The 24912-nt window shown below is 46.8% G+C and carries 17 protein-coding genes and 1 pseudogene; 5 read left to right on the plus strand and 13 right to left on the minus strand.

The annotated features are described in order from the left end of the window. Window positions 1-24 precede the first annotated feature (24 nt). Together ON05_RS38170 and ON05_RS28970 are read right to left on the minus strand one after the other, a co-directional pair. On the minus strand, window positions 25-858 hold the full coding sequence (locus ON05_RS38170) for a calcium-binding protein (protein WP_316964643.1): 834 nt from the start codon (window positions 856-858) through the stop codon (window positions 25-27). A gap of 119 nt (window positions 859-977) precedes the next feature. After that, window positions 978-4847 (minus strand): G8 domain-containing protein, encoded by a 3870-nt coding sequence (locus ON05_RS28970; RefSeq protein ID WP_262562463.1) that lies wholly within the window; start codon window positions 4845-4847, stop codon window positions 978-980. Window positions 4848-5893: 1046 nt separating this feature from the next. Here ON05_RS28970 and ON05_RS28975 point away from each other — a divergent pair. Together ON05_RS28975 and ON05_RS28980 are read left to right on the plus strand one after the other, a co-directional pair. Beyond that, window positions 5894-8347 carry a cellulase family glycosylhydrolase gene (locus ON05_RS28975; RefSeq protein WP_236618860.1) on the plus strand — a complete coding sequence of 818 codons (2454 nt, stop codon included), beginning with the start codon at window positions 5894-5896 and terminating at the stop codon, window positions 8345-8347. Window positions 8348-8385: 38 nt separating this feature from the next. Further along, the gene (locus ON05_RS28980; RefSeq protein WP_010470219.1) at window positions 8386-9396 is read left to right on the plus strand and encodes an acyltransferase family protein; all 1011 of its coding nucleotides are present in this window, start codon (window positions 8386-8388) and stop codon (window positions 9394-9396) included. 45 nt (window positions 9397-9441) lie between these two features. Here ON05_RS28980 and ON05_RS28985 read toward each other — a convergent pair whose 3' ends face one another. From ON05_RS28985 to ON05_RS29020, 8 genes are all read right to left on the minus strand, one after another. Beyond that, entirely contained in the window at window positions 9442-10692 is a 1251-nt protein-coding gene (locus ON05_RS28985; RefSeq protein ID WP_236618861.1) for a nucleotidyltransferase family protein, read from the minus strand. A gap of 15 nt (window positions 10693-10707) precedes the next feature. Then, the gene (locus tag ON05_RS28990; RefSeq protein WP_139025623.1) at window positions 10708-11673 is read right to left on the minus strand and encodes a methyltransferase domain-containing protein; all 966 of its coding nucleotides are present in this window, start codon (window positions 11671-11673) and stop codon (window positions 10708-10710) included. A gap of 117 nt (window positions 11674-11790) precedes the next feature. Then, window positions 11791-12942 carry a glycosyltransferase family 4 protein gene (locus ON05_RS28995; protein WP_010470225.1) on the minus strand — a complete coding sequence of 384 codons (1152 nt, stop codon included), beginning with the start codon at window positions 12940-12942 and terminating at the stop codon, window positions 11791-11793. An 84-nt stretch (window positions 12943-13026) separates the two neighbouring features. Then, on the minus strand, window positions 13027-14175 hold the full coding sequence (locus tag ON05_RS29000; RefSeq protein WP_010470228.1) for a glycosyltransferase family 4 protein: 1149 nt from the start codon (window positions 14173-14175) through the stop codon (window positions 13027-13029). Further along, window positions 14172-15323, minus strand: a complete 1152-nt coding sequence (locus ON05_RS29005) for a glycosyltransferase family 4 protein (protein WP_010470230.1) — start codon at window positions 15321-15323, stop codon at window positions 14172-14174. Before ON05_RS29005 ends, ON05_RS29000 begins: the two co-directional genes overlap by 4 nt. A 113-nt stretch (window positions 15324-15436) precedes the next feature. Then, a complete protein-coding gene (locus ON05_RS29010; RefSeq protein WP_029315038.1) occupies window positions 15437-16141 on the minus strand; it encodes a class I SAM-dependent methyltransferase in 705 nt (234 codons plus the stop codon). Window positions 16142-16155: 14 nt separating this feature from the next. Then, a complete protein-coding gene (locus ON05_RS29015; protein WP_262562464.1) occupies window positions 16156-17571 on the minus strand; it encodes a hypothetical protein in 1416 nt (471 codons plus the stop codon). A gap of 316 nt (window positions 17572-17887) precedes the next feature. Next, the gene (locus ON05_RS29020; RefSeq protein WP_010471831.1) at window positions 17888-18298 is read right to left on the minus strand and encodes a hypothetical protein; all 411 of its coding nucleotides are present in this window, start codon (window positions 18296-18298) and stop codon (window positions 17888-17890) included. 131 nt (window positions 18299-18429) lie between these two features. On the opposite strand from ON05_RS29020, the gene ON05_RS29025 reads away from it, so the two are divergent. From ON05_RS29025 to ON05_RS29035, 3 genes and pseudogenes are all read left to right on the plus strand, one after another. Further along, window positions 18430-19519, plus strand: a protein-coding gene (locus tag ON05_RS29025; protein WP_076612124.1) for an ISKra4-like element ISAcas2 family transposase whose coding sequence is annotated in 2 segments (ribosomal slippage) — window positions 18430-18593 and window positions 18592-19519 — 1092 coding nt in all. Because the reading frame shifts where the segments join, the coding sequence is not laid out codon by codon here. Between the two features lie 1501 nt (window positions 19520-21020). After that, on the plus strand, window positions 21021-21542 hold the full coding sequence (locus ON05_RS29030; RefSeq protein WP_262562125.1) for a transposase family protein: 522 nt from the start codon (window positions 21021-21023) through the stop codon (window positions 21540-21542). Continuing rightward, window positions 21524-21937: pseudogene (locus tag ON05_RS29035) on the plus strand (transposase family protein); the annotation flags it as partial. The gene ON05_RS29030 and the pseudogene ON05_RS29035, both read left to right, overlap by 19 nt. 176 nt (window positions 21938-22113) lie before the next feature. Here the strand turns inward: ON05_RS29035 and ON05_RS29040 are convergent. The 3 genes from ON05_RS29040 to ON05_RS29050 are packed head-to-tail and all read right to left on the minus strand — an operon-like array spanning window position 22114 to window position 24902. After that, window positions 22114-23340 carry a glycosyltransferase gene (locus tag ON05_RS29040; protein ID WP_010471438.1) on the minus strand — a complete coding sequence of 409 codons (1227 nt, stop codon included), beginning with the start codon at window positions 23338-23340 and terminating at the stop codon, window positions 22114-22116. A 24-nt stretch (window positions 23341-23364) separates the two neighbouring features. After that, entirely contained in the window at window positions 23365-24138 is a 774-nt protein-coding gene (locus ON05_RS29045; RefSeq protein ID WP_010471436.1) for a bifunctional 2-polyprenyl-6-hydroxyphenol methylase/3-demethylubiquinol 3-O-methyltransferase UbiG, read from the minus strand. An 8-nt stretch (window positions 24139-24146) separates the two neighbouring features. Then, a complete protein-coding gene (locus tag ON05_RS29050) occupies window positions 24147-24902 on the minus strand; it encodes a class I SAM-dependent methyltransferase (RefSeq protein WP_010471434.1) in 756 nt (251 codons plus the stop codon). Window positions 24903-24912 lie beyond the last annotated feature (10 nt).

The following is a 24912-nucleotide window of genomic DNA, read 5'->3' on the forward strand; positions in this document are numbered from 1 at the left end:
GGGTTCAGCGAGTCAAGCTTACCGCTAGACAATCTGAATCTGGCCTGCACCCAAATTCGCTTTGTTGAGCAAGGTGCCCACCAGAATCTGCTGAGCTGCACCACTTCCATCCGCATCGTAAAACAGCTCACCCTTGGCTTGATCGTAGATAAAACGCTGCTCCCCAGTGGTCGCTGCGGCCCCCAGGGCAAACTGTTGATCGGAGATTAGCCCCAGGGGAAGGGTATTAAGCTGGGCAGAACGGAATGCGATCTCATCTTCACCCACCACAAAATCAGCAATGGTGCCCTTATTGTTAGCGGTGGCTTCTAACACAAAGAGATCGCTGCCGCCGCCACCCACGAGATAGTCTTGCCCAGCACCACCGGTCAGGGAATCATCTCCATCGCCACCATTTAAGTTATCGTTGCCATAGGATCCCCAGAGGATATCATTGCCTTCATGGCCGCTGAGGGAGTCCTCTCCATAGGCACCGTTGAGGTGGTCATCCCCTAGGCTTCCCCCTAAATAATCATCTCCATCGCCACCATCGAGGGTATCCTTGCCTTCGCCTCCCCAGAGGGTGTCATGGCCTTGATGGCCTCGGAGAAAATCATTACCACGGTAGCCATCTAGGGTATCGTCTCCCCAGCTTCCCCCCAGATAGTCATCGCCGTCGCCCCCTTGGAGACTATCATCGCCATTGGCCCCCCACAGGTGGTCATCTCCTTCGTGACCATTTAGGGTGTCATTCCCATTGCCACCATCCAGGCGATCATCCCCTAAACTCCCGCCTAAATAGTCATTACCATCTAGACCCTGGAGGGTATCATTGCCCGCAGCTCCCCAGAGGGTGTCATTCCCATCATGACCATTCAGAGAGTCATGGCCCTCTCCCCCATCTAAATTATCGTCACCATAGGACCCCCAAAGGGTGTCATCTCCTTCATGGCCATTGAGAGTATCATTGCCCCGATGGCCATTGAGGTGGTCATTGCCTAAACTCCCGCCAAGGTAGTCTTCCCCTCTCCCCCATCGAGGGTGTCCTCACCTTCTCCCCCCCAGAGGGTGTCATTCCCTTGATGCCCCCGGAGAAAATCGTTACCGCGATAGCCATCCAGGGTATCGCTGCCCCAGCTACCGCCAAGGTAATCGTTGCCGTCACCGCCCTGGAGGCTATCATCACCATTAGCGCCCCACAGGTGGTCGTCTCCTTCGTGACCATTCAGGGTGTCATTTCCATTGCCGCCATCCAGGCGATCCTTACCTAAACTCCCCCCTAAGGAATCATTGCCTTCTCCCCCCTGCAGGGTGTCTTCACCTTCGCCACCCCATAGCGTGTCATCGCCTTCATGGCCGTTCAGGGAATCATTACCGCGATAGCCATCCAGGGTATCATTGCCCCAGCTTCCCCCCAGATAGTCATCTCCGTCTCCACCGATCAGGTTATCGTCTCCCTCGGCGCCCCACAGATGGTCATTGCCCTCATGGCCATGGAGGAAGTCATTCCCCTTGCCACCATTGAGGTGGTCATCTCCTAAACTGCCTCCTAAATTGTCATCCCCCTCTCCACCATCGAGGGTATCCTGACCTTCACCGCCCCAAAGGGTGTCATTGCCTTGGTGGCCCCGGAGAAAATCATTACCGCGATAGCCATCCAGGGTATCATTGCCCCAGCTGCCGCCTAGGTAGTCGTTGCCGTCACCGCCTTGGATACTATCATTGCCATTGGCCCCCCACAAATGGTCATCTCCTGCATGGCCATGGAGAAAGTCATCTCCATCCCCGCCATCCAGCCGATCGTCTCCTGCATGACCCGCTAAATAGTCATCTCCGTCCAGCCCTTTGAGAGTATCATTGCCATCCCCCCCGTAGAGCTTGTCATTCACAGCTCCACCGGAGCCATTGTCATCAAAGGCCGTTCCTCGAAAAATTAGAGGCAGGGTGTCAATACGAGTCGTACTAACGGGAACAGAATTGACGGAACCATCCCCTGTGAGCAAGATGTTATCGACCGCAACCCAATCATCCCCATCATTGGTGCCCACCGTATTGATCTGGAAGACCAGAAATTGGTAGCCCTCGCCAAAATCGATATCCCAAGAGAGGGTTGTCCAATCAAAGTCATCGCCGCCAAAGGTCTGTTGCACTAGGACCTGGCGCTCCATGGGTAATGCCCCCGCCTGGTAAGGCCCCTGGTTGGTATTGGCGTTGTTAAAAAATTCGCCATTCACCCCCCACAGGCTAATCGTAATTTCGTTATTTTCTCCAGTGCCGCCTTCCAGGTTTCGCAAGTCCAGGCTGAGGGTTTGCATCCCTCGTCGCACCGCACTGTCGTAGATAATTTGCCCAAGATTGGAACGACTCGCCGCTTCCTGGGAGAGGACCACGCCCCCGCCTTGACCAATAGCAGCATCCCAGGAGACGCCATTAGCTGCATACCACCCTAAGTTGGCGCTTGTACTATGGTTGATACCATCCGTTTTAAAGACTGGATTGACGGAAAAATCGCCGTTACCAAACGCATTGACATATTGGGTTGGCGTCACCTCAATGGTTTGCGAGAGGGAGCGAGTCGCCCCATATTCATCCCAAATCTGTAGGGTAATGTTATGGGAACCGGCTTTGTCAAAAACATAGCTCGTTTGGCGACCAAATCGATCCGCCACATTGTCCCCATCAAAATCCCAGGCATAGCTCACAATCCCTCGACTCGGATTATCGATAAATGTCGAATCTGGATCAAAAGATGAGCTGGCATCGAAGCCCATCGCCAGTCCCCCAATGGCTTGACTGGTAAATAGAACCGAGGGGGCTAAGTTACCAGGGACATCCGAAAACGTATTATTGCCCTGAATCTGAAAGAAAGAAGGGAAGTCTGGATCCTTAATCGTAATATGGGGCGGTGTTAGGCCAAAATGCTGGTCATTATTGACCAGGGTGCTATCTTTTAACGAAGACCCCACAAAATCCCTATCGGCATCGTAGGGGACCGCTATACCGGTCTTAAAGCCTTCAATATGCAGATTGATGTATCGCTGCTCTAACGAAGTGTCATTGACATGAACCCCTGTGCCAATGGGTTGACCAGAATGAATTAACCCATTGATGAGGTCAACATTACCGCTATACCGTAAGAGCACCCCATTATGGCGAATATTCCACAGGGCAAAATTATCAATCACGGACCGATAATCATGGGCCGTAAAGGTGGGCACACTGATGTTTAACTGGCCATCTTGGTTGGTCATGCGTGACCAGAGGCTAATGCCTGACGTCGAGTTATAGCTCTGAAAGCCGCTGAGTTTCCGCAATGGCACCGCTGCCACATCAATCGTACTCTCGTCTGCAGTACCTTTAGCGATATCCTGCAAGCCCGGTGGCAGAATGTTGACATCAACCGTTTGCGCATCGCGAACCGATTCAGTCCCCGCATCAAGCCCCAACAGTTCGATGGCAGATCCAGCCGCACTCACGGCAATATTGTCAATGATGGCAACCTGAGCTGCCCCTTGCACCCAATAGCCATCACCATTGAAGCCAAAATCAAAGAGATTGGTGCGCGGAGACAAAGGATTAATATCATGGCCAGGGCTGGCATCCCCGGTGGTTTTGATGGTTAGATTGTTACGCCAAGTGCCAATTTCGTTCCCCGACTCGGCGACAATGCCTGCCCCCACCACATCAAAGACCACATTATCTTCTAGAACTGCATGACTATCGTGGTGGACGATCCCCCAACCCGGACTGCCAACGACGGCATTACCTTGAGCCACAGCGGGGATGCCATTAATATCCTCGGCACCAGTTCGATGAAAATGGAGGGCATACCGACCTCTGGGGTTAGTCCCTGTACCGACGGAACCATCCACGTTCTGGCCAGGATCATCGACGATTAAATTCTTATCGGAGCGGCCTAAATTATAAAAACCAGCATTGAGCACCTGAACATCAGCATTGTGCATAAACATGACGTGTCCACGCTGCTGATTCGAAATTTGGTCTGCATTTTCCGTCTCAAACACAACATTGCGGCTGGTATTCGCAATATACAAATTCACCTGATCTTGTAATCCGTCAGGCCTTTTATGATCAAATCGGAGAACCGAGTTATCTCCAGTCAAAATATTGTTGTTCGTAAACCGAATCCGATTGCCGTTGATTTCTGTAATCGTCAGCACTTCATCCTGAAAACGGGTGTTATCGGCATTGGAGCCTCTCCAGTTGTAGGCCGTACCGCCCAAAACAAGCTGATCGCCCACTTTCCAGCCTAAGGGACCACCCGTTCCGTCCAGCTTGAGCACCAGCTCGTTATCCCCAGCCATGGGATCCTGTTCCAGGGCCACAAAATCTAATTTTTCGGCACCATAGATTCTGGCTTTACCATGGCTGATCAAACCTCTGCTGAGCTGCCTTGGGTCCCACTGGGTATCGATGGGACTATCACTGGTAAAGGTGATTCGGGTGGTGACATCGGCTTGGACCGGATTATCTTCCGTACCAATCAGCAATGTCCCTGATGGAGACACGGCAAAGGTATCTAGCAGTAGCTGCGTATCTTGATCCGAAGAAAATTGGAGGGTGCCATCGACTCGTAGCGTATCAATGCGGGCAGTACTCTCTTGGTCATAGGTAACCTTGACCCCGTGGGCAATCACAACTTTGGCGTCATCACCAGGGATCTGCCCACCTTCCCAGGTATTGGGGTCAAACCATGATCCATCCCGTATCGCTTTGTGGGTGGCTTGGGAATGGGGGACGAGATCCAAAAAAGCTGCGTGCTCATGTTGTTTGCCTGGATTATCTGCATGGGGTTGCCCCATCCCCCCATGAGACATGGGGTGGGCCGTATTTGGTGTATGAGACATACCAGAGGTATGTGAAGCACCAGAAGTATGTGCAGTACCCGGTGTGTGTGATGTGTGTTGATGAGTTTGCATAGAAAACTGGATCTTGCGATCGCAAGATCTCCCCCAAAAAAAGATCAAAGTCTGGTCCTACTACGTCAGCGATAGCAACCAGTGAACAAATTTTTTTTGCAGCAAACCTAGATAAGCCACGATTATTTATCTAGGTTTGTTGCGATATTCTAAATTTCTAGAAAATACTGGGTGAGGAACTCGGCTCAGGACAGGAAAATAAAAGCATGGCAATCTGGTAAATACAAATCCTTGGGAAATCCAAAAAAATCAAGAAATAGCCTGAAAAACTCTTCCTATAAACATTGATCTTAAAAATGATGCACCCTGCATTTTGGATCAATATTTTTCTAAGTATTTAGGGAGTTTTTTGATCCTGGCTATGCCTAAATCAGATAAATTTTGAGCCTAAAAAACAGCCCTATACCAGTTATAGTACCCATTCTATGGTGATGGCTCTACACAAATAACTCGGCCTAATGTATATTTTCTCCGTATACATAAAATGTACAAATACTGAGACTAATCAATAAAAAGCTAAAATCAAAAAATATTTGCTTCTTAAGTTAATAACAAATAGCCTAAAAATATAGACATACACTAATCACGACAGAGAAAAAATTTTTTCCTGATATAAATATATTTCAACAAGTTTTATTCCTAAAAAATGATTTAAGTTATACTTATTCTCAAGATTTTTTTTAGCTAAATGCGACAATTCCCTCTCGATGGCAAGGGGTTTTAAAAGGGTTGGTGACTAGATGATTACCCCGGCTCCCTGCGATCTCATGGCTTATCAGATCGAAATGGCTTAAAAGATCTAAGCAATGAAGAGATTTCTGGTCTAGAACAGAGATAGGTCGCTGTCTAGGTATGTTTATAAGATCATCGGCGAGAAACTTCTCCAGGGATAACCAGTCTCTATTCAAGCAGCAGGTTATCACCGCCTTGTTATCGGCTCATATTATGCATTCAACCTTTAGGAGCTTTGGTGTATGTCTCGTCGTCAGCCATGGCTAGACAGGCAGCTAGCTAGATACCCATTTTTGATCCAACGCCGATGGTGGAGACGAGGGGGCATTAGTTTTTTCCTGGGCCTTTTCCTCTGGGTGTCCTGCTCGATGGGGAGTCTATCGGCACAGTTCAATCCCAAACAGCTGGAAGTGCCCGATGGCTTTGGGGTTGCCATTCATTTCACCGACCCCAAACCCGGCGAGATGGATCTGCTAGAGGCTTCAGGGGTTCGTTGGATACGAGCCGATCTGGTGTGGTTACGGACGGAAGTCAAAAAAGGTCAGTACGACTTTTCAGCCTACGATCGACTGCTAGATCAATTAGAGCGCCATAATCTCCGGGCCATTTTTATCCTCGACTATGGCAACCCCCTGTATGATGGCGGCTTTTCCCCGCATACCGATGCTGGGCGTCAGGCGTTTGCTCGCTGGGCCGTGGCTGCCGTCAAGCATTTTCAAGGGCGCGGGGTTGTCTGGGAGATGTACAACGAGCCCAACATTTTGCCCTTTTGGAGTCCTCGCCCTAATGTCCAGGACTATATCAAGCTGGCCAAAACCGTTGGCAAAGCGATTCACCGTGTCTATCCTCAAGAAGTAATTATTGGCCCCGCTCTCGCCGGTAGTGTGAATAAGCCCGGTCGCCAGGAATTTTTGGAAGCCTGTTTTCAGGCGGGATTATTGGAAGATTGGTCTGCTGTTTCTATTCACCCCTACCGGATCACACGACCTGAAACCGTAACTCGTGACTATCGCCAACTACGGTTGTTGATTGCCAAATATGCACCGCCCGGCAAGAAAATTCCCATTATTGCCGGGGAATGGGGATATCCATCATCGACGGCTTGGCGGCAGGGTAAAGTCATTGATCTGACGACCCAGGCCAAATATTTAGGGCGGCAATGGTTAAACAATCTGGCCAATGAGATTCCCTTATCCATCTGGTATGACTGGCAAAATAATGGTCCGAAGGCAGAGGATCCAGAGCATAACTATGGCCTGATTGGCTATGCTGACCCCAAGCAGAATCGACCGACCTACGAGGTTAAACCCGCCTATCGGGCTGCCCAAGCCCTCAATCAATCTCTCAAAGGGTTTCAGTTCAATAAACGACTCGATGTTGGGCGTGCTGATGATTATGTTTTGCTCTTTAATCAGGGCAACCAGGTCAAGATTGCGGCTTGGACAACTGCACAATCACCCCACACAACCGTTATCCCCACCAGTCCTGGATCGTTTCGTGCCCTTGATTATCTCGGCCAAAATCCCAAAACCCTGAAAGCAAACGCTCAAGGACTGTCTTTATCTCTTACAGATGCTCCTCAATATCTAACCCCTACCCAGACCAACGCCCTCCTGCAAATGGCTGCCGCCTGGGAAACGCTGCCGCTGGAGCAGGTCGTACCGGGCTCTCAGACCATTGACGTGCCTCTACGCCTCAGAAATTCCCTCTCAACCCCCATTCAAGTGAATTCGGGTACCCAAACCGCGACCATTCCCCCTAGACAAACCCAATCCCTGGTGACCAGGGTAACCCCTTCGCGTCAGGGCAAGGCACAACCTCTACGTTTAGAGTGGCAGATTCAAGGTCTCGGTACCCTGGCGCAACGGACGGATCTGCTGCTCACCAATCCTTTGACCGCGACCATTTTGCCTATGGGGACAAACCAGTTAACCGTCGTTCTTCAAAACCCTGCCGGAACGGCCTTGAAGGGGAGAGCAACCCTGACCAACCTCCAAGGCTTAGGGGTCAAAACCCGAAGCCAACCCATTCGGTTTGCCTCTGGGGAAACCCAGAAATATCTCAAGTTCAAAGCCCGACGCACGCAAAGTACCTATCAGGCCGGGTTAGAGGTGGCAGAAGGGGGAACCTTACATACCTTTCCACCTCAGCAGTTCAAGACTGTGATTAATTTCGCCGATCTAAGCGCCAAGACGGTGGGTCAGGCGCTGCAAACGATTCCTGGGGGGGATGCGAAGGTGCGATCGCAACAGTCCCTAACCGTGATACCGTCCGCCTCTCGCGATGCAACCACTGTGGGCCGCAAAGTGCTCAAAATCACCTATCAATTCCAAGCTGGGTGGAAATATCTACACCTACTCCCCACCCGTCAGTACCAATCCCGATTAAACATTCAAGGCCGCCCCCAATCCCTGGGACTTTGGATTCACGGGGATGGGAGTGACAATCAAATTTCTTTACGATATCAAGATAAAACCGGGCAAATCTTCCAGCCTAAGAGTCAGGTCATCACCTGGAAAGGATGGCGGTACATTACCTTTGCCTTAGATGGCCAGGATGCCACGGTATGGGGAGGGGCAGCCGATGGGATTGTTCACTATCCCCTGCAGCTCAATTCCCTGCTCGCCATCGATAATGCCAAGAAACAGGTTACCTCAGGGGAAATTTATGTCGGCCAGCCCACTTTGGTATGGTGAACCATCGACATACATAAGCACGAAGGTCTTGGATAGGTATGCCCCAAGCAGCCGGACATCCCCCGCAACAACGGATCGAATGGATTGATTATGCTAAGGGCATCGGCATTTTTCTCGTCGTTCTTGGCCATGTCCTACGAGGGCTAGGGGATTCAGTGGGTCAGGGCTATCAGCCCGAACTACGGGCAATGGATCAGTGGATCTATGCCTTTCATATGCCTTTATTTTTCTTACTCTCAGGTTTATTTGCAGATCGTGCTGTCTCTAAACCGCCTCGAAGGTTTCTAATCGATCGCTTTCAAAAGATTCTCTACCCTTACTTTCTTTGGTCTGCCCTCGTGGGCGCCCTCCGCATTCTCTCAGGCCAAAACAAAGGAACGACCCTACTCCAATTTCTCACGGGATTTTGGACGACGATTTATTACCCCATTGATATCTTCTGGTTCTTATTTGCCTTATTTTTGATCTCGACCCTGTTCTACGGCTTTAGGAAGCTCAAGGTCCCCCTCGCATTGCTTCTCTTAGCCTCAAGTGCGCTGTACGGGGTATCGGTGATTTTTCCCCTCTGGATTAGTTGGGATCCTGGGCAACGCGTTCAAACCTATGGCCTCTATTTTGTACTGGGGGCCATGGCTCGTGCCTTCTTGATGGCTAAACGTCCTCCTCAAGCCATGGGGATAGGCATCATGAGTAGCATTTTAATCCTCACCCTTTGCGTCTATTACCAATTTCTAGTGACCCCCGTCCCCAATCCAGTCCTCGCCTTGATCGGGGTGTATGGTTGCATATTCCTCGCTCAGTTGCTCGCCCAACAGCAATGGCTACCCATCGTCCAACAGTGGGGCATGGCCTCCCTCCCCATCTATGTCTCCCATACCATCGCCACCGCCACCACCCGCATCATCTTGGAAAAAGGGCTTCAGGTCAGCCATCTTTATGTCCATGTTGTCTTGGGGGTGACGGCAGGGTTATTGCTGCCCATGCTGTTGGTTAGGGGTCTCGAACGCATCGGTTTCCCCTATTTGTTTACCTTGGCTCGTAAAGCCTAGGCTCGACGATTCCCCTTCGCACCCGTACCCGATCGGGAGAACCGGTTATGACTCTTGGGGGTTGGCTGAACTCAAATGTTTAAGCCCTAACCGCAAGGGCCGGATCAAAAAATAGAGAAAATATAGGGGCTTCGGCAAAACGAGAAAGTCACGGTCGTTGACATTGGGTAAACACTTGAGCCAAAAGCCATGAATCGGGCGACGAATATCCAGGATACAGGCAATGCGATCGCGCCTCGTTTCCGTCATCTGCCAGTGACGAATAAACTTCTGGGGCGTAAAGCTTCTGCCTAATGTATTCTCTTGATCAAATAGTCGTTGCGCAAAATCCCGCGCCAGCCGCGAGCAGCCCGGATGAGCATCAATTTTCCCTTGCACTACCTCCGGCAACTTGGTTCCTAACACTTGATGGGTCAGACATAATCCCAGCAGCACCATACGTTCGCAGCCCATCTGGGCCGCCTGCTGTAGAAATCGCGGCCAATCGCGCCCTGGCGTTTGTTGAATACACTCAGAGACATCACAGATCCATTTGAGTTTTCGCCAACAATCTTTCGAGCCATGAATGCAGAGATACATCAACAAATCATCTGCCCCAAAACTATAGAAGGTATGTCCCGAGACCAATACCGGCTCACGATTATCCCAAAGATAATCAAATGTAAATTGAGAAGATAAAAATCGTTCGACCGTGAGCGTCTGATGCAAATCAATCGATACCGAATTTTTGATCAACTGATATTCACTTTTAGAATTCCGGAGCGTTAACTCCAGATCCTGATCCAGTAAGTTCCACTCATAAGCCAGTTGATATCCCTCCGCAACCAGCACCTCTATCGTTTTGGCAAAGTCTTTAGGACTCACCAAAATATCTAAATCACAAAAATGTCTGAGGCTGATGCTGCCGTACACAGAAGCCGCTAATACTGGCCCTTTAAACGGTAAGGCTCGAATACCGTGGGTTTGTAAGAAATCCAGAATCTTGAGCAGATCTCTAGTCAAGACGGTATTGAAGATGGCAATTTGCTGAACATAAGCCGTTAGATCCTTCAGGACGATAGCAGGAATTTGCTCCTTCCCAATCGACTTGACGGATTGATACAGCAGCGTCTGAACACCATGGACATTCGCGAGTCGAACCAAGGTATGCCAATCCATTGAAGGTTGAAGAAGATGTCGAATTCGCGCTTGCTGATCCCCATCTATCTTCGTACGGCAACAGGTCCGTAAGAGTTCAACTTCAGGGCTGTCATTAGCCTTCTGCTCAAGTCCCCCCAATGCTATTAAGTCCTTCAATCTCTCACCCTAGGATTAAATATTCCCTTTATAGAGTTTAATAAGCTCTCTATCCGATAGGATTTTTGTATCTTTTTTTCCTATAAAGTAATAGCCAGATGCAGCATCAAAAACCCCTGCTTGTTGGACTAAATATCGATCAAAATATTGCAAATAAAAGGATGTCAGCCTAGTAAAAATTTTAATCAGCTTACGTAGTGCTTTCTGTTTTGTAAAACTGAGCAAAAAGTACTGATAAGACCAGGCTAACGCCATACCGGGGCCACCAACCGGACCACTCTCCACCTCCTGGAAGTGACGAAATAGGCGTCGATGTCCTAAGTGGGTAAATCGCGTAAAGTCATAGCGCCCCATATGCACTTGTTGCATAAAAGGAGTTTCAGCATAAACGAGGCCATTTGGTTTGAGTACACGATGCATTTCTGCCACACATCGATAGGGATCCACCACATGTTCTAGGACTGCTTGAATAATCACACCATCTATCGACTGATCTGCAAATGGAAGATCGTGAGCATCACAGATTAACTGGGTTCGTTCACTGAAATAGATATCACTTTCAATCAATTCAATATTTGATTGGCGAACCAGCTCTTCCATCCCTTGCCCCAAATTGCCACAGCCAATCACCAACACTTTGGGATGCTCTGAATATTGCAATAGCTGCTGCGTAAACTGTTGATAGTTCTGCTTGGCCACGGGATTCACATCAATATTAGGCAGTGCAGCGCTGATGCGAGCTTTGACTCCACTACTGGTTGACGGGGGCACATGCCCCTCCTCCTGCTCAAACTCAGCAATGGAAAAGATACTGGCGTCTTCATTCAATAAAACGGGAGCACGATTGACGACAGGAAAGACCGAAGAACAGTCAGCATTCTGACAAGACAAATGGCGGTCCTGCAGCTCCAGCTGGCCTTTGCAAACCGGGCAGCATAGCAAAGATTGAGCAATATCAGAAAAACGGAATTGAGAACCCATACTGGTCATTTACATCTGTTGAGATCAGGAGCAGAGTTTATATTACGCGCAGTATCTTCACCATACTCAACGCTCTGAAGCAATTTTATTCTAAAAAATTATTTTATCAACCTCCCTTTAAACTAGCGTGGCCAGGGCCTGGTCAACGGCACCGAGGCAAACCTCAGGGGCAAACTTAGTGGCAGCAGACTGCATACCCTGTTCAGCTAAGGTCGAGGCCAGCTGTTGATCATTCAACAACTCACGAATCGCGGCAGCTAAAGCATTTGCATCCCCTGGGGGGACTAACCGCCCCGATTGTCGATCGGCAATCACTTCCAACATGCCTCCTGCCGCCGTCGCAATCACCGGCTTTTGGGCTAGCTGACCTTCAATGGCAATTCTGGCACAAGGTTCAGGTTCAGTAGAGGCATGGATAACAATATCGCAAGCTTTCATCAAAGCCGGGATGTCTTGGCGAAAACCCAACCAATGAATTCGATCTGCTAGATCTTTGTCAGCCGCCATTTCTTTGATCATGGCGACATAGTCTTGTTCTCCAAACAAAGCATCGCCCACCAATAACCCATGAACATCTGGTAAAGACCGCAACGCTTCAATTAAAACATGTTGACCTTTCCAGGGAGAGAGACGACTAAACAGTCCCACCAAGGGTACATTCTCAAGCTTGAGTTCTTGGCGCACAGCTATTGCAGCTTCCGGGGTGACTTGATCAAACCGGTCCGACTCAATCCCGTCATACATCACTTTCACCAAATCAGGACGACCACCCACAGCGATAAAGGCATCAGCCGTTGCCTGAGATGCAACCCAAACTTGAGCGGCTCGGTTATTCGCCAGCGTAATGGCGACACGACGATTCACACCACTAAAATGTTTGGCAGTCAGGATATCCCGTAAATGCCAAACTAACGGGGGGGTCCCGATCAATGTTGCCAAGCTAGACGCAATAAACGCTTTTTGAGAATTTGCACAAATAAAATCAAATCCTTGAGAGGCTTTAGCAATCTGCTGCGCCATTTGCCACAGAGCTGGAATCGCTTTGAGGGAAGCCAAGCCACTGGATGTTCGAATAGACAACAGCGAGTCCGGTGCATTAACAACAGTAACCGGCACCCCAGCCTTTTCTAAAGCCTGGCGAAACGGTCCATCTTCAAATAGCAACATCTGGCTCGTTGCTCGATAAGCAGCAGCAATACTCAAACAGCAATATTCTGCCCCTGCTAGCGCACCAACGTGGTTTACAAATAGAATGCGATGCTGTTTCATAGACTGTTTGCCATTGAAGGTATCAATAAGAGTAAGAGGGAAAAACGGTAATCGGTGTATGCAGATTTATCAGTCCATTACTCCTTATGAGTAGTCATCCATAACCTCCTGGTAAGCCCCTTGAACTTGCTGAACAATAACAGACCAGTCGTAGTTTTTACGCACATGATCTTCACAGACTTGAGCACTAGGCAAATGACGCTTCTCAGAACAAGCTTCCAGAATACCGGCCGCGATATGTTGCGGTGAATATCCCGGTAACACCAAATCTTCACAAAAGGGCCTCAAGATTTCTGGAATCCCACCGACAGGGGTCCCTAAGATGGGAGTCCCCGCTGCCAAGGATTCTAAAACCACTAACCCAAACCCTTCCAAGGAGAGGGTGGGTAAAATGGCTAAGTCAGCTGCACGATAAGCCATCGGCAAAGCTTGATCAGGTAAATACCCAATCATTTGAATATGCTTCGTGAGCCCCAATTCATGTATACGGGCTTTCAAAGCTTGCTCTTGTTCGCCTTTGCCAGCCATCATTAACAAGACTTCTGGATACTGCCGACAGACATTAGCCATCGCTTCTACTAAATTGTCTAGCCCCATGCGCTTGGATAATCTGCGTGCCGTAAACAAGATGAAGCGATCTTGTGGCCATTGCAACTTTGTCCTTGCAGTCTCAGGTGATATAGAGGTCGCAAACCGCTCGGTCTCTACTCCCCCAGGAATAATCTGAACCCGCTCTCCAGGGATATCATAAGTATCATGCAAAATATCTTTGAAGGCTTGAGATAAAACGATAAAACGGTTAGCACGGCTAAATACAGCTCTTTCCATCGCTTTCCTAGCTTGAAAACCCAGGTTTTTATTGCTTTCCACGATACTTTCTAAAGACCAAGGGCCATGAAAATGGACAATAAAGGGGCGATGATCCAGCTGGTCCAGCATTGGGAAAGTGTATAGAGCGAAATGAGACACCAATAGCGAAACATCGTCCTGCTGGAGCAGCATCCGAGCGGTTTGGCGTGCCCCCCATAATCGTTTCAGCAGGGAAGACTGGCGAGGTGCAAAGGCTCTGACCTGGTCATTGGTTTGCTCAGAAACCGTGGGAGGACCCGTGACCACACCAGCAACCTCAACCCCTACCTGAGGGAGATATCGAGTCAAGTCATAGTAGTAGCGATCTAACCCCCCTCCTTGCTTATCTGGGAACCAATCCATACCAATTTGCAAGGTTTTCATGTTGAGTCTCGCTTGTTGATCGCTGCTTCATAGGCCGCTAAACGCTGTTGAGCAATGGTGAACCAGCTGTAGCTCTGGGCCGTTTGATAAGCGTTTTGTTGCAATCGGGCTAATTCTGAACGGTTCTGAATCAATCGTTCTAGGGACTCCACAATAGCTCGACTATCCCTTACGGGAACGAGCAAGGCATCATGGCCATCTTGAACAATATCTGAAGGGCCAGGGGTCGGCGTTGTCACGGGAGCCAATCCGCAGGCCATCGCCTCAATCAGAACCTTGCCAAAGCCTTCAGATAGCGTAGGGAACAATTTGATATCAAATCCTTGAAGCAGGGCAGGTAATTCTTCGTGTTGATAATAGCTAATGACGGTAAGACGATCGTGTACTTGAGGGTCAAAGTCAGCATAAACCTGTTCCGGCACGCCATAACCATTGAGTTCAGTCCCAATTAAGCTGACCTCGACCTCAGGATATTTCAGCAAGATCTCATTAAGGGCAGGAGTACTATACTCGATGCCTTTACGCTGCACATAGGTTCCAACCTGAGCAATGCGTATCCGTCCATCCCCAGGATATTTCAGGGGTAAATTCAGAAAATAATTCGGTAATCCATTAGGAAAAACATGAGCAGTCTCTGGGTTAACTTGTAATTGGTTAACTGCATACTCGGCATCCACTCGATTCAGAAAAAAGGTTAAATCCGCACATTTCAGGGACTGAGCGATTTCCCACAATTGAATACTGCCCCGGTAAAGGGGATACTTCCAACTCAGGGTCAGACTCCCCAAAGCTGCATCCTGTAGACGTTCTTCATGTTCTAAATGATCTAAACCATGACTTCTCGTCACGAGTAACGGAGGGTTTGGCGTTAGGCGACGGAGGAACCGTGCCCACACCCAAACATCTCCGGTAGAGGCATCAATGACATCAATCTGATGCTGTCTCATAATTTGAGCAATCTTGAGGGCAGTCGCCTCCGGGAAAATGAGATCTTTGAGCTTCATAGAAAGCCATGAAGGCAAGTCATCAAATGAGTAGGTATAGACTTGATGTCCTAATTCTTGATACTTTTCCTTGAGGTTTAAGGTACTCCCTGCAGCACCTGAATTTGGATCAAGATATTCATGGAGAATCAACAGGATATTCATACTCAGTTTTGTAATCGCAAAAGATTCAAAATTAGCAGTAAAAAATTAGCAGTAAGAATAGAAATATCTAAAGCACACCCTATTGCACCCAGTCAGTCTTTTAGAGAATCCGATCAATGTAACGTACAGAAATAGATATCATCCTTCTCTATGTCAAATCCAAACCTTTTACGTTCCTCAGAAGTAAACTCTTGCAAATAGGGCATCACTGAGACACAAAATCCAGCTTTTTCTAAGCGCTCTTTGTAATCCAACCCATAGACCCGCACATGATCACTTTGACCAAAGAGTTGTTCTCGTTGTTGGGGATCGGTGATGCTCAAATCTTCATAGGTTTGTTCTCGCAAAATGGGAACTTGAATCACGGCCCAGCCTTCTGGTTTCAATACTCTTGATAGCTCGTGCATCGCCTGTGCATCATCTGGAATATGTTCCAAAACATGTGAACAATAGATGACATCAAAACTGTTATCTGGGTATTGAATATCCGTCAGATCCATCTTGACCATAGCTGAGTTATTCAAATCTGCTGTTAAATAGTCAATGGACTCACATTGAGCAAACTTGTCTACTAGGCACTCTTCAGGAGCAATGTGTAGCATCTTTTTAGAATGGGCAGCAAACAAGTCCGTTTTCTGCTTAAAAAACAGCCACATCATTCGATGTCTTTCCAAGCTACTACAAACAGGACAAATGGCATTTAGCCGAATTTGAGTAGTATGCATCGGCTTAAAGAGTCGGACATTTGATTGGCAAATCGGACAATGATGCTGAGTTCCAAAATATAAGGACTTTTTAAGTGTTTTAACAATGGGCATAGTATATTAGCATCCTAGAATTCTTGCTGCACAATGTAATGAACTTTATAGTACTTATACGCGGCTATACCCAGGCTCAAAAACGTCCAAACGATCAATCCAGGGATTTCTGGAAAGTATTGACCTGTCAACATCATGGGTAGGAGTCCGACACAAATAATTTTGACGGCAATGAGAAAGTTATCTCGACTTGGCGGTTTAACTGTCACTATTTTGGCAATCAGCATAAATACACCCATAAAATAGATCATTGTGCCAATTAAACCGAACCATAACAGCATGGGTAAAAAGGTACCGTCTCCACTACTAATATTGCTAATGGACTCTAGATAAAAACCAAAGCCTTTACCGACTGGGTTAAATACAATCTTCTCAAATAAGTCAGAAAAAGCTTCTGCTCTAAGGTTAAGAGCTTCATCACTTTCTAGAGATTGGAAACTTGCAAATCTCTGACTAATACGCTCATTCAATTCACTCACTGAAAAAACAATGGTGAGGATGCTCGAAAAGGTTAGGGCTAGAAGGCCCAATAATTTTGACTGCTGCTGTGGGCGCAGGGTCGTAATATACAAGCCCATCACGAGTAATAGACACAACCATGCGGTTCGAACCACCCCAGCTAATAGGGTAATGGCTCCAAATAAAAGCGCTAAGAACTGAGGCCAACTGAGGGGTGGGCAAAGGGATAGTAAGACCCCAGTAACCATGGGAAATGATAACTGGTGAGCTGCTGAGGTGGTACTCCACACCCGAATCCCAAAGGGTTCTGGAGTGCCTCTAGCTTGTATACCTGTAAACGTTAAATAGAACCGATCCCAATCGGGTGCAACGACATATTGATACAGTCCATAAATGCCCATGACAATGACGGCATAAATGAAGATTTTGTAAATGAATTGGCATAAGTCAGGATAATTTTGCCAGTGAGAGTATAAGTAATAACCAAATACAATGGGACAAATAAATCCAAGGGCCAAGTCAACCATTGAAAAGTCCCGGATTGGGTTATTCGCTAGGCCGACTAAAACACCATAGGTCACTGTACCTAGACATAGAATAAATGGCAATCCAACTGACTTTAATTCTCTGGGCAGACTCTTGATACAGTTGGGTAAAACAATTAAGCTAACAAGCTCCGGGGTTGTGTAAAATCCTCCCATCGTATACACACCCGCCTGGAAATCAATGATGCGACGGATCAGGCTACTGAGAAACCATAGCCAAAAGGTATAGGCAATATAGAGTCTTGGGCAGTATTGAAAGAGGTAGATACCGACCGCCAGGGAGCAAACGGGGTAAATCAGCACCAGAAATCGGCCCGCACCGATCAGAAAAAAGAATATCAGCAGGCTGATTAATCCCCCAATCGCTAGCCATCCATATTTTTCATAGGGAGTGGGTTTAAGGCTAGCAGTTGAGAGTGTATTCATAAATCAGCGTAATCAGGCCTGTATTGAATCGTTGGAGAGTAGCCAGTCAAGTGAGTAGGAAAGTTAGGAGTGATGAGACCCGACTAGTAAATGTTGCGTAAGGAACTGAACGCTAAAGTTAGGAGTGGACATAAAAATGCCCATTCCCCTCTACTAATGTACTCACTTCGCATTCCAAGTGCCCAATGAAGGACAACTTTTGCTGGCATACTCACGCCATACAATGAATACTCACAACGTTTAAGCGGTCTACGAATCATACTATGCCAGAGTTCGCAAGCATCACCGCGAGCTAAATCAATGGCATCAGGCATTCTTAGTTGTTGATAGCTTCTAGTTTCCGATTAGGTGAAGCAGCAGTTTCGGCCACCTGAAAATATTTCTGGGATGCGAGGCCAAGGGTTAAGAAACTCCAGAAATAAAACCCTAAAGTTGCCATCAAAACATTATTAAAGGCGATGATGCTCACTGTTCCAATCACAAATGCTTGTGAAAATAGGGAAAGATAATCTTTCGGACTCGAACGACAGAGCTTCAATACTAATGCCAGTAATCCCACTACATAAGGGATTATGCCAATCCAGCCAAAATAAAATAAATATATAAATATGGGAGCATCAACAATATTGAAATCTCCCAAATCTAGAGAACCTGCCAATCCTACTCCAATCAATTGGGATATGGCTGAATCAAAATAAGTGTTATATAAATCTTGGCGGATATTCACGCTTATATCATCTTCATAGGAAAACAGGCTGAGCAGTCGAGCAGCAACCTTATCATATAAAACATCGGGGAGCGTGTCACTTCTTTGAGAGGAAAATGATAATTGATCTTAGATGATCCCTCTTATTGACTATGACACCAGAAGAAGAACAAGAATTCAATGCTTGCGTCACACGCATTTCAGAACTGCTGTATCAAGACTCCCAATCCCAGTCTCTGCCCATGAAGACTTTGGCAGAGATTGAATGCACCGTTCGGACTCAACTGCAAACTCATGTGTCGCCTCAAATGGGTCTTTTTTATCGACCAAGTTAGCCCGCCAGATGTCGGAGAATATCGACGGACCTTAAAAAGCATTCTGGGCAAACTCAACCTCACTCGGACCCAAGCAACAGCCCTCAAGGTCAAGCCCAACAGTCAGTTAAGCCCCTACTTAGAGATGTGCGCCCTGCGTATTAGTGCCAATGTTTCCTATGCCCATGCATCAGAGGATCTAGCAGTTTTAACGGGTATCACAGTCAGCTCCAAAACGCAGCAGCGTCTCGTTCATCGTCAAACCTTCAGTCCACCCTCTTTGACGCAAGGAGTCACTCAGCTCAGCTTAGATGGGGGCAATATTCGGTTGATTACTCCAAAAGGGGAACCCTGCCACTGGCGTGGTTATAAAGCAGTTCGCATCAATGGCGATAGGGTTGGCTTGGCCTACTATCAAGACCATACTTCCCTCTGCCTGGCGGTGAACCGCTTCAGATTTGCTGCAAGGGTTTACTGTCTTGGGGATGGTCATGTTGGGATTTGGAAGCTTTACCGACAGATGAGACTGCCAACTCAACAGGAGCAGATCCTAGACTGGTTCCACTTGATGGAGAATTTACATAAAGTCGGTGGGTCACTCAAACGGCTGCAGCAAGCTGAAACCTTTTTGTGGAGAGGGAAGATTGATGAGGCCATCGATTTGTTCTGTGGTTTGAGCAAACCTCAGGCTAAACGGTTCTGTCAGTATTTGCGAGACCACCGAGAGCGGATTCCCAACTATGGTTACTATCAAGCTGAGGGAATACCCATTGGCTCTGGTGCCGTTGAGTCGCTTGTTAAGCAAATTGACCGAAGGACAAAGATTTCAGGTGCGCAATGGCAAGAAAAACATATCCCCAAAGTCCTAGCTCATCGCTGTGCCTATCTCAATCGACAACTTGACTCTATTTTTCTCCTGAAAAAGTGACACGCTCCCAAAACATCGTTCGTAAGTATTAAGGCGGACGTTATGACAATAAGAAGCAGGATAATAGCTAATATACGCACTTTATTTCTGCTTTTAATTCTGAATAAGAAGATTGCCAGGGTAATAAAAAAGCAGAGCCATGCAGCCCTTGCTTGACTTAGCAATAGTCCTAACCCCGCTAAACTTAAAGTAGGAATACGAAGCGGCCAGTCAAATCTATACAAGAGGATCATCAATCCAATCAGTACGGTCGTAGCAAAGGTTTGAAAATCTGTGGTTCCACTCCATATCCTGATGGCGAAAGCTTCTGGTAATCCATAGGACCATTTTTCCACTGATCTAAGCCAATGGATATCCCAGCCCGGTGCAAAAACAAACTGCAAAATACCATATACACCTAAAACCAGCGATCCCCAGAGGATTGTATTTTCGATAACTGATTTATAAGTCGGATATCTTTTCCAGTTCAGGTATATATGCAGTCCGAATAGTATTGGACCCACCAAAGCAGAAAACTGCTCAATTAGGATGAGATCCTGGGGTGGACTTTTAATCAGCGAGATAAATAAGCTATAGACCGAAGCAGATAAGGTGAATAGAAATGGCGATAATTTTTTAATAGGGAATCTTGGTTGAATACTGAATTAACGTAAACGCAGAGATTAAAGTGACTGAATTGGCAGCAAATGTCAAATAACCGTGATTAATAGAATTAATTTTGAAGTCAATAAATCGCTGAATTTCTGGTGAGATAAAATGCACCCAGAATGTGAAGCCTATGTACATTCCTGTTTTTTTAAAGTATAAGTATATGCCTAATAGAATTGCCGAAATTGGCATTATTTGCATTGAGTATCTTGAAAAGCCAATCGTTAGGATCAGAATCTAAAAAAAGATAAAAGCAAGAATCAACATCCATGCCATTCGAGATTCCTGATCAGTATTGTTTATATACTCGTTAAGTTTATGCATTACTGAATCATATCTATTTTTATTTATTCGCTATTTAATTAACGCTCAGATATACCATTGTTTTCAGCAAAAACATCCCGACTTTCTGTTTGAGAAGAGCCGAGATAATGTCAATAGTTTGGTTAGCTATCTGTCTTTTTAACTGAAGATAGCTTGGTGTTTAATTCCTAATATATTAAGGCAGTCAGCTGTGAATCGAACCAGTAGGATTCACATTTGTGAGAGAAAAAATACAAAAAATGGCATGGGCTAATCCATGTAAAAGCTTATGCATATCACACATAATCAATGTGATAAAATTTTTTCCACTAAATTAAAAACAACCTTGGTGAATTCAATATCATTAGGCAAAGTTTTTGTGGCTCATCAATCACATCAATAAGCCGCAAGATTCCATTGTTCAAAATCTCTGAATAGATTTAGAACATAAACCTTGAAGCATCTAATTTATTTATAAAAAGTTTAGACCTGTCCGAAATATAAATGGTGGAGAAAAAAGATGGTAGAACGGAGTTTTACCGCTCTACCAATGATCAAAAATCCCCTTGATTATATTCATAAATATCCCCATCGCAGCAAGCGAGTGTTGGGCATTGAATACCCTCAATTTCTCCAACTGTTGGAACAAGCCGAGTTGAAGCACAACGAGCAAAAAGCCGAGATAGAGCGACATAAAAGCCGGGTCAATGCCAAAGGAGGAGGACGCAAACCGCTGTTATCCGTCGCAGAGGAGGTTTGCCTGTGCCTGTTCTACTTGCGGCACTATCCCACCTTTGAGGTGTTAGGACTCCAGTTTGGGGTGTCCAAGAGTGAGGCAAATGATACGGTTCACTACTGGCTGGCGATTCTACGAGCACTGCTCCCTGCGAGTTTGTTTGAGCAAGTGGAATCCAACCCGAGCGATTATGCCATTGTCCAGGAGTGGTTAACTCAGTTCCAGTTGATTGTCGATAGCTTCGAGCAAGCCAGAGAACGCCCCAGCGACAACGAAGAGCAACGCTTGTATTTTTCTGGCAAAAGAAACAGCACACCTTCAAGTCGCAGATTGTGACCCTGCCTGGCGGCAAAGATATCGTCGATGCTACAGCAGGCGAGACGGGACCCACCAGTGACATTTCTGTGTTTCGAGAGCGACAATCGCAATTTGCTCCAGGACAGGGGTTCGCTGCCGATAAAGCCTATGTGGGAGCACAGCATGTACAAACCCCACACCAAAAGCCACGGGGCAAAGAGCTGACACCGCAACAAAAGGCACAGAACAAGGAATTTTCCAGTACTCGTCGCATCTTTGTCGAGCATGTGATCCGCGCAGTGCGGATTTTCCGAGTTGCTCAAGAGCGATTCCGTCTGCGTCATGAGACTTATGAACAAGTGATTCTTACCGTTTGTGGCTTAGTTCGATTGCGATTGGGCATGATTGTTTTGCCTGGTTTATCTCAGCCTTAAAAAGGGAGGATGCGATGAATTAGCCGACGCTATCTTTTGGGGCTAAACTAACAGGAACTATCTCCGACCCCCATTCCGTCGTTGAGTCTGCTGTCAAAGCAACCATGCTCAAAACCAGACACACTATGGGCTGTAAATTTTCGGACAAGTCTAATGATCAGGTTCAAACAGCATTCTTACATTTGCTTATAAATACGAATTAACTGTTGTGTGAGCTGGTTGATATTGAAGTGGGATTGAACATAAGCCCGTCCAGACTGCCCCATCTTGACCCAGCGTTCTGAGTGTTCGATGAGATAGATGAGTTTTTCTGCGATCGCATCTGGGTCTCGCTCCGGTAACAGAAAACCCGACACATCATGTTCCACTAATTCGGGAATACCGCTGTAATGGGTGCTCACGACCGGTAATCCCATGGCCATGGCCTCCATCAACGCCACTGGAATTCCCTCTTGATCACCCTTTTGACCAGTTACACTGGGAGCTAGTAATAAGTGAGTCTGATTTAAAATCTCAATCACTTCGTCTTGGGATTTCCATCCCACCAACTTAACCATAGAGCCGACATCTAGCTCTGTGATCAGTTGTTCGATGGAATCTCGTAAGGGGCCATCACCAACAATGGAATATTTAACTGGAGAAGTGCAATTTTTGAGTTGCGCAATCGCACGAATCCCGTACTCAACCCCTTTCTTTTCAACTAGGCGAGCCACGGTAGTGATCTGCACAGGCTCACCCTCTTGGATTTGCCTAGCAATCCACAAGAACTGATCACAGTCAATGCCCATATGATGAACTGTAATTTTATGGGCAGGGCACCCCAGCTCAATTAATCGATTTTGCCAGTAATGGCTAATGGGTAAGAAGCGCTCGCCTTTGCTAAAGAGTTGTTGATATGCATCTATTCCAGCTTCTTCCAAATACTCAGTGATATCCCACGCATGAAAGGTGGTGCACAGCTTACCCTGAACAGCGCCAATATCCCGCAGTTGTGATCCTAAGATGCCTAAATGTCCAAAATGACAATGCACCACATCATAGGTGGGGCGTTGTTTGAGAAACGGAATCACAGCATATAGCAGCCGAAATGATAGGGCTTGCTTGCCATAGCGCCAGATATTTAGAGATCGAAAGATGAGAACAGGATCCTTCAAGCAGCCTTTGAGAACCAGCAGCAGTGCTTTCAAACTCCTTAAAAGGTAGTTTGTTGGCATCGACGGATAGTACTGAGTGCAGTCCAAAAGCTGATATTTTTCAACATCCGGATGAACTGTCGTCATATTCTGAGGGCGACTGGCATACATATCTATCGTGTGTTTCTCATCAAGAATATGAGTAATTTGGTTCAGAATAAAAGTTTCTGATATGGATGGAAACGCTCCGACCAAAAAAGCAATTTTCATATAACCCTAAGCAAGAATAAATGACTATTGATTGAAGGGCTTTTTAATGTATTTGTACTTCAGAATGGGCATTATTAACTTGTTTTTTGCTTTAATTCCATACCGTTTAACCTGTTCTTTGAAGCTAATCCGAGGGACTTCATCATAGGCTAAGTCTTTAGCCAGTACACAATGGACATACTGATTTTTTCGATCTAAGTCCGGGTAGCCAAAATACTGTAATTTGAAATTCCCATGGGCCGCCCACTGGATCAAATCACCAATTTCAATGGTTTCATCAATCACTTGTAGCTCATCCGGGTTATGCAGATGTAGATATCTCTGATATTCAGGACTAGGATAGGTTAAGACCACGACCGCATCCCCAGCCGTAACACGGCCTAAATTCGCGAAAAAGGCTTCATAGTGGTTTGGAGGAAGATGCTCAATCACATCCACCATCGACACGAGATCCACGGGCTGTTGGATAGTGTCTTCAATTTTTTTAAATTCATTAATAATATCAACCTTTAAAAAAGTGATATTTTTATCTATCACTGTTTGTTGGGCATAGGCGATATTTTTATCGGCGATATCACAGGCCCAAACATGCCCTGTCTTAATCTTGGCCCCAATCTTTTCGGATACTAGCCCGATACCACACCCGATATCCAGAACCTTGCTGTCTGGCCGTGTATATTTCCCAATCAGTTCGACTGCTTTGTCGATCCGCGGGTTGCCATACAGGCGATAGCTCAACATCCGCGTATCGCGGAATTCATTGTAGTAATTTCTGACTTGTTCTACGTTGTTGGTCATCAAAGGTCCTATATTGATTTGCTTGAGTTGACAAGTGGCCGAGCCACAACTAGATAAACAGCGGAATTTTCTTGACGCTGTTCAGGGGAATAGGAACGGTCTAAACAGCGAATAACCTGTTGCATCAATACAGCAAATACTCGTTTAAAGGGACTTCTTATCTTAGGGATTAAGGCATCTTGAATCAGGCAGGCTGAAGCGGCTGCGAATCCCAGCACTCCAGTAATCTCAACCACTTCCCAATGGCAGTCTGTCAACAGCTTGGTGAGACCGGCTCCAGTCCAGCGCCAATAATCCGTCGGAATAGGATGATAGGGCCAATAGCCATGGGTAGATAAAAGCAAGAGGCCGTTGGCTTTGCAGACCCGATGGGCTTCCGCTAAGTAAGCAGCGGGAGATTCGACATGTTCCAACACTTGGGTGGAAATCACTAAATCAACACTGTGGTCACCCAGGTCAACACTGCCGGTATCCGGATCAATGGCTAAATCAGCCAGGGGGTTACTCGCTAAGTCGGCCCCCAAATAGTTCTGAACTGTTGGGGTGAATAAACTACGATAGGGCATCGAGCCACAGCCCATATCGATCGCGGTTAAGTCATGATGCTGTTGGTGGAAGGGTTGAACATGGTTCGCAATCGTTTGCTCAAGGGCCTGACGAAGCTTCACTAAAATGTAGTAGCGATCGCTGGTCCAGGATGGGTTGAGACGAGGCTCAACTTGATTGATCGTGTCGAGCGGATGGTCCGTTGAAGTTGGGGTCATATCCAGTCTC

Origin of the sequence: Acaryochloris sp. CCMEE 5410, assembly GCF_000238775.2 — a bacterium.
GTDB lineage: Bacteria > Cyanobacteriota > Cyanobacteriia > Thermosynechococcales > Thermosynechococcaceae > Acaryochloris.

Bases quoted from the DNA above. Each gene is read 5' to 3' on its own strand.
- ON05_RS29010 (WP_029315038.1), bottom strand. From the start codon at position 16,141: ATGCCCATTGTTAAAACACTTAAAAAGTCCTTATATTTTGGAACTCAG.
- ON05_RS29030 (WP_262562125.1), top strand. From the start codon at position 21,021: ATGATCAAAAATCCCCTTGATTATATTCATAAATATCCCCATCGCAGC.
- ON05_RS28970 (WP_262562463.1), bottom strand. From the start codon at position 4,847: ATGTCTCATACACCAAATACGGCCCACCCCATGTCTCATGGGGGGATG.
- ON05_RS28980 (WP_010470219.1), top strand. From the start codon at position 8,386: ATGCCCCAAGCAGCCGGACATCCCCCGCAACAACGGATCGAATGGATT.
- ON05_RS29015 (WP_262562464.1), bottom strand. From the start codon at position 17,571: ATGAATACACTCTCAACTGCTAGCCTTAAACCCACTCCCTATGAAAAA.
- ON05_RS29050 (WP_010471434.1), bottom strand. From the start codon at position 24,902: ATGACCCCAACTTCAACGGACCATCCGCTCGACACGATCAATCAAGTT.
- ON05_RS28990 (WP_139025623.1), bottom strand. From the start codon at position 11,673: ATGGGTTCTCAATTCCGTTTTTCTGATATTGCTCAATCTTTGCTATGC.
- ON05_RS29005 (WP_010470230.1), bottom strand. From the start codon at position 15,323: ATGAATATCCTGTTGATTCTCCATGAATATCTTGATCCAAATTCAGGT.
- ON05_RS29040 (WP_010471438.1), bottom strand. From the start codon at position 23,340: ATGAAAATTGCTTTTTTGGTCGGAGCGTTTCCATCCATATCAGAAACT.
- ON05_RS29045 (WP_010471436.1), bottom strand. From the start codon at position 24,138: ATGACCAACAACGTAGAACAAGTCAGAAATTACTACAATGAATTCCGC.
- ON05_RS28975 (WP_236618860.1), top strand. From the start codon at position 5,894: ATGTCTCGTCGTCAGCCATGGCTAGACAGGCAGCTAGCTAGATACCCA.
- ON05_RS28995 (WP_010470225.1), bottom strand. From the start codon at position 12,942: ATGAAACAGCATCGCATTCTATTTGTAAACCACGTTGGTGCGCTAGCA.
- ON05_RS29000 (WP_010470228.1), bottom strand. From the start codon at position 14,175: ATGAAAACCTTGCAAATTGGTATGGATTGGTTCCCAGATAAGCAAGGA.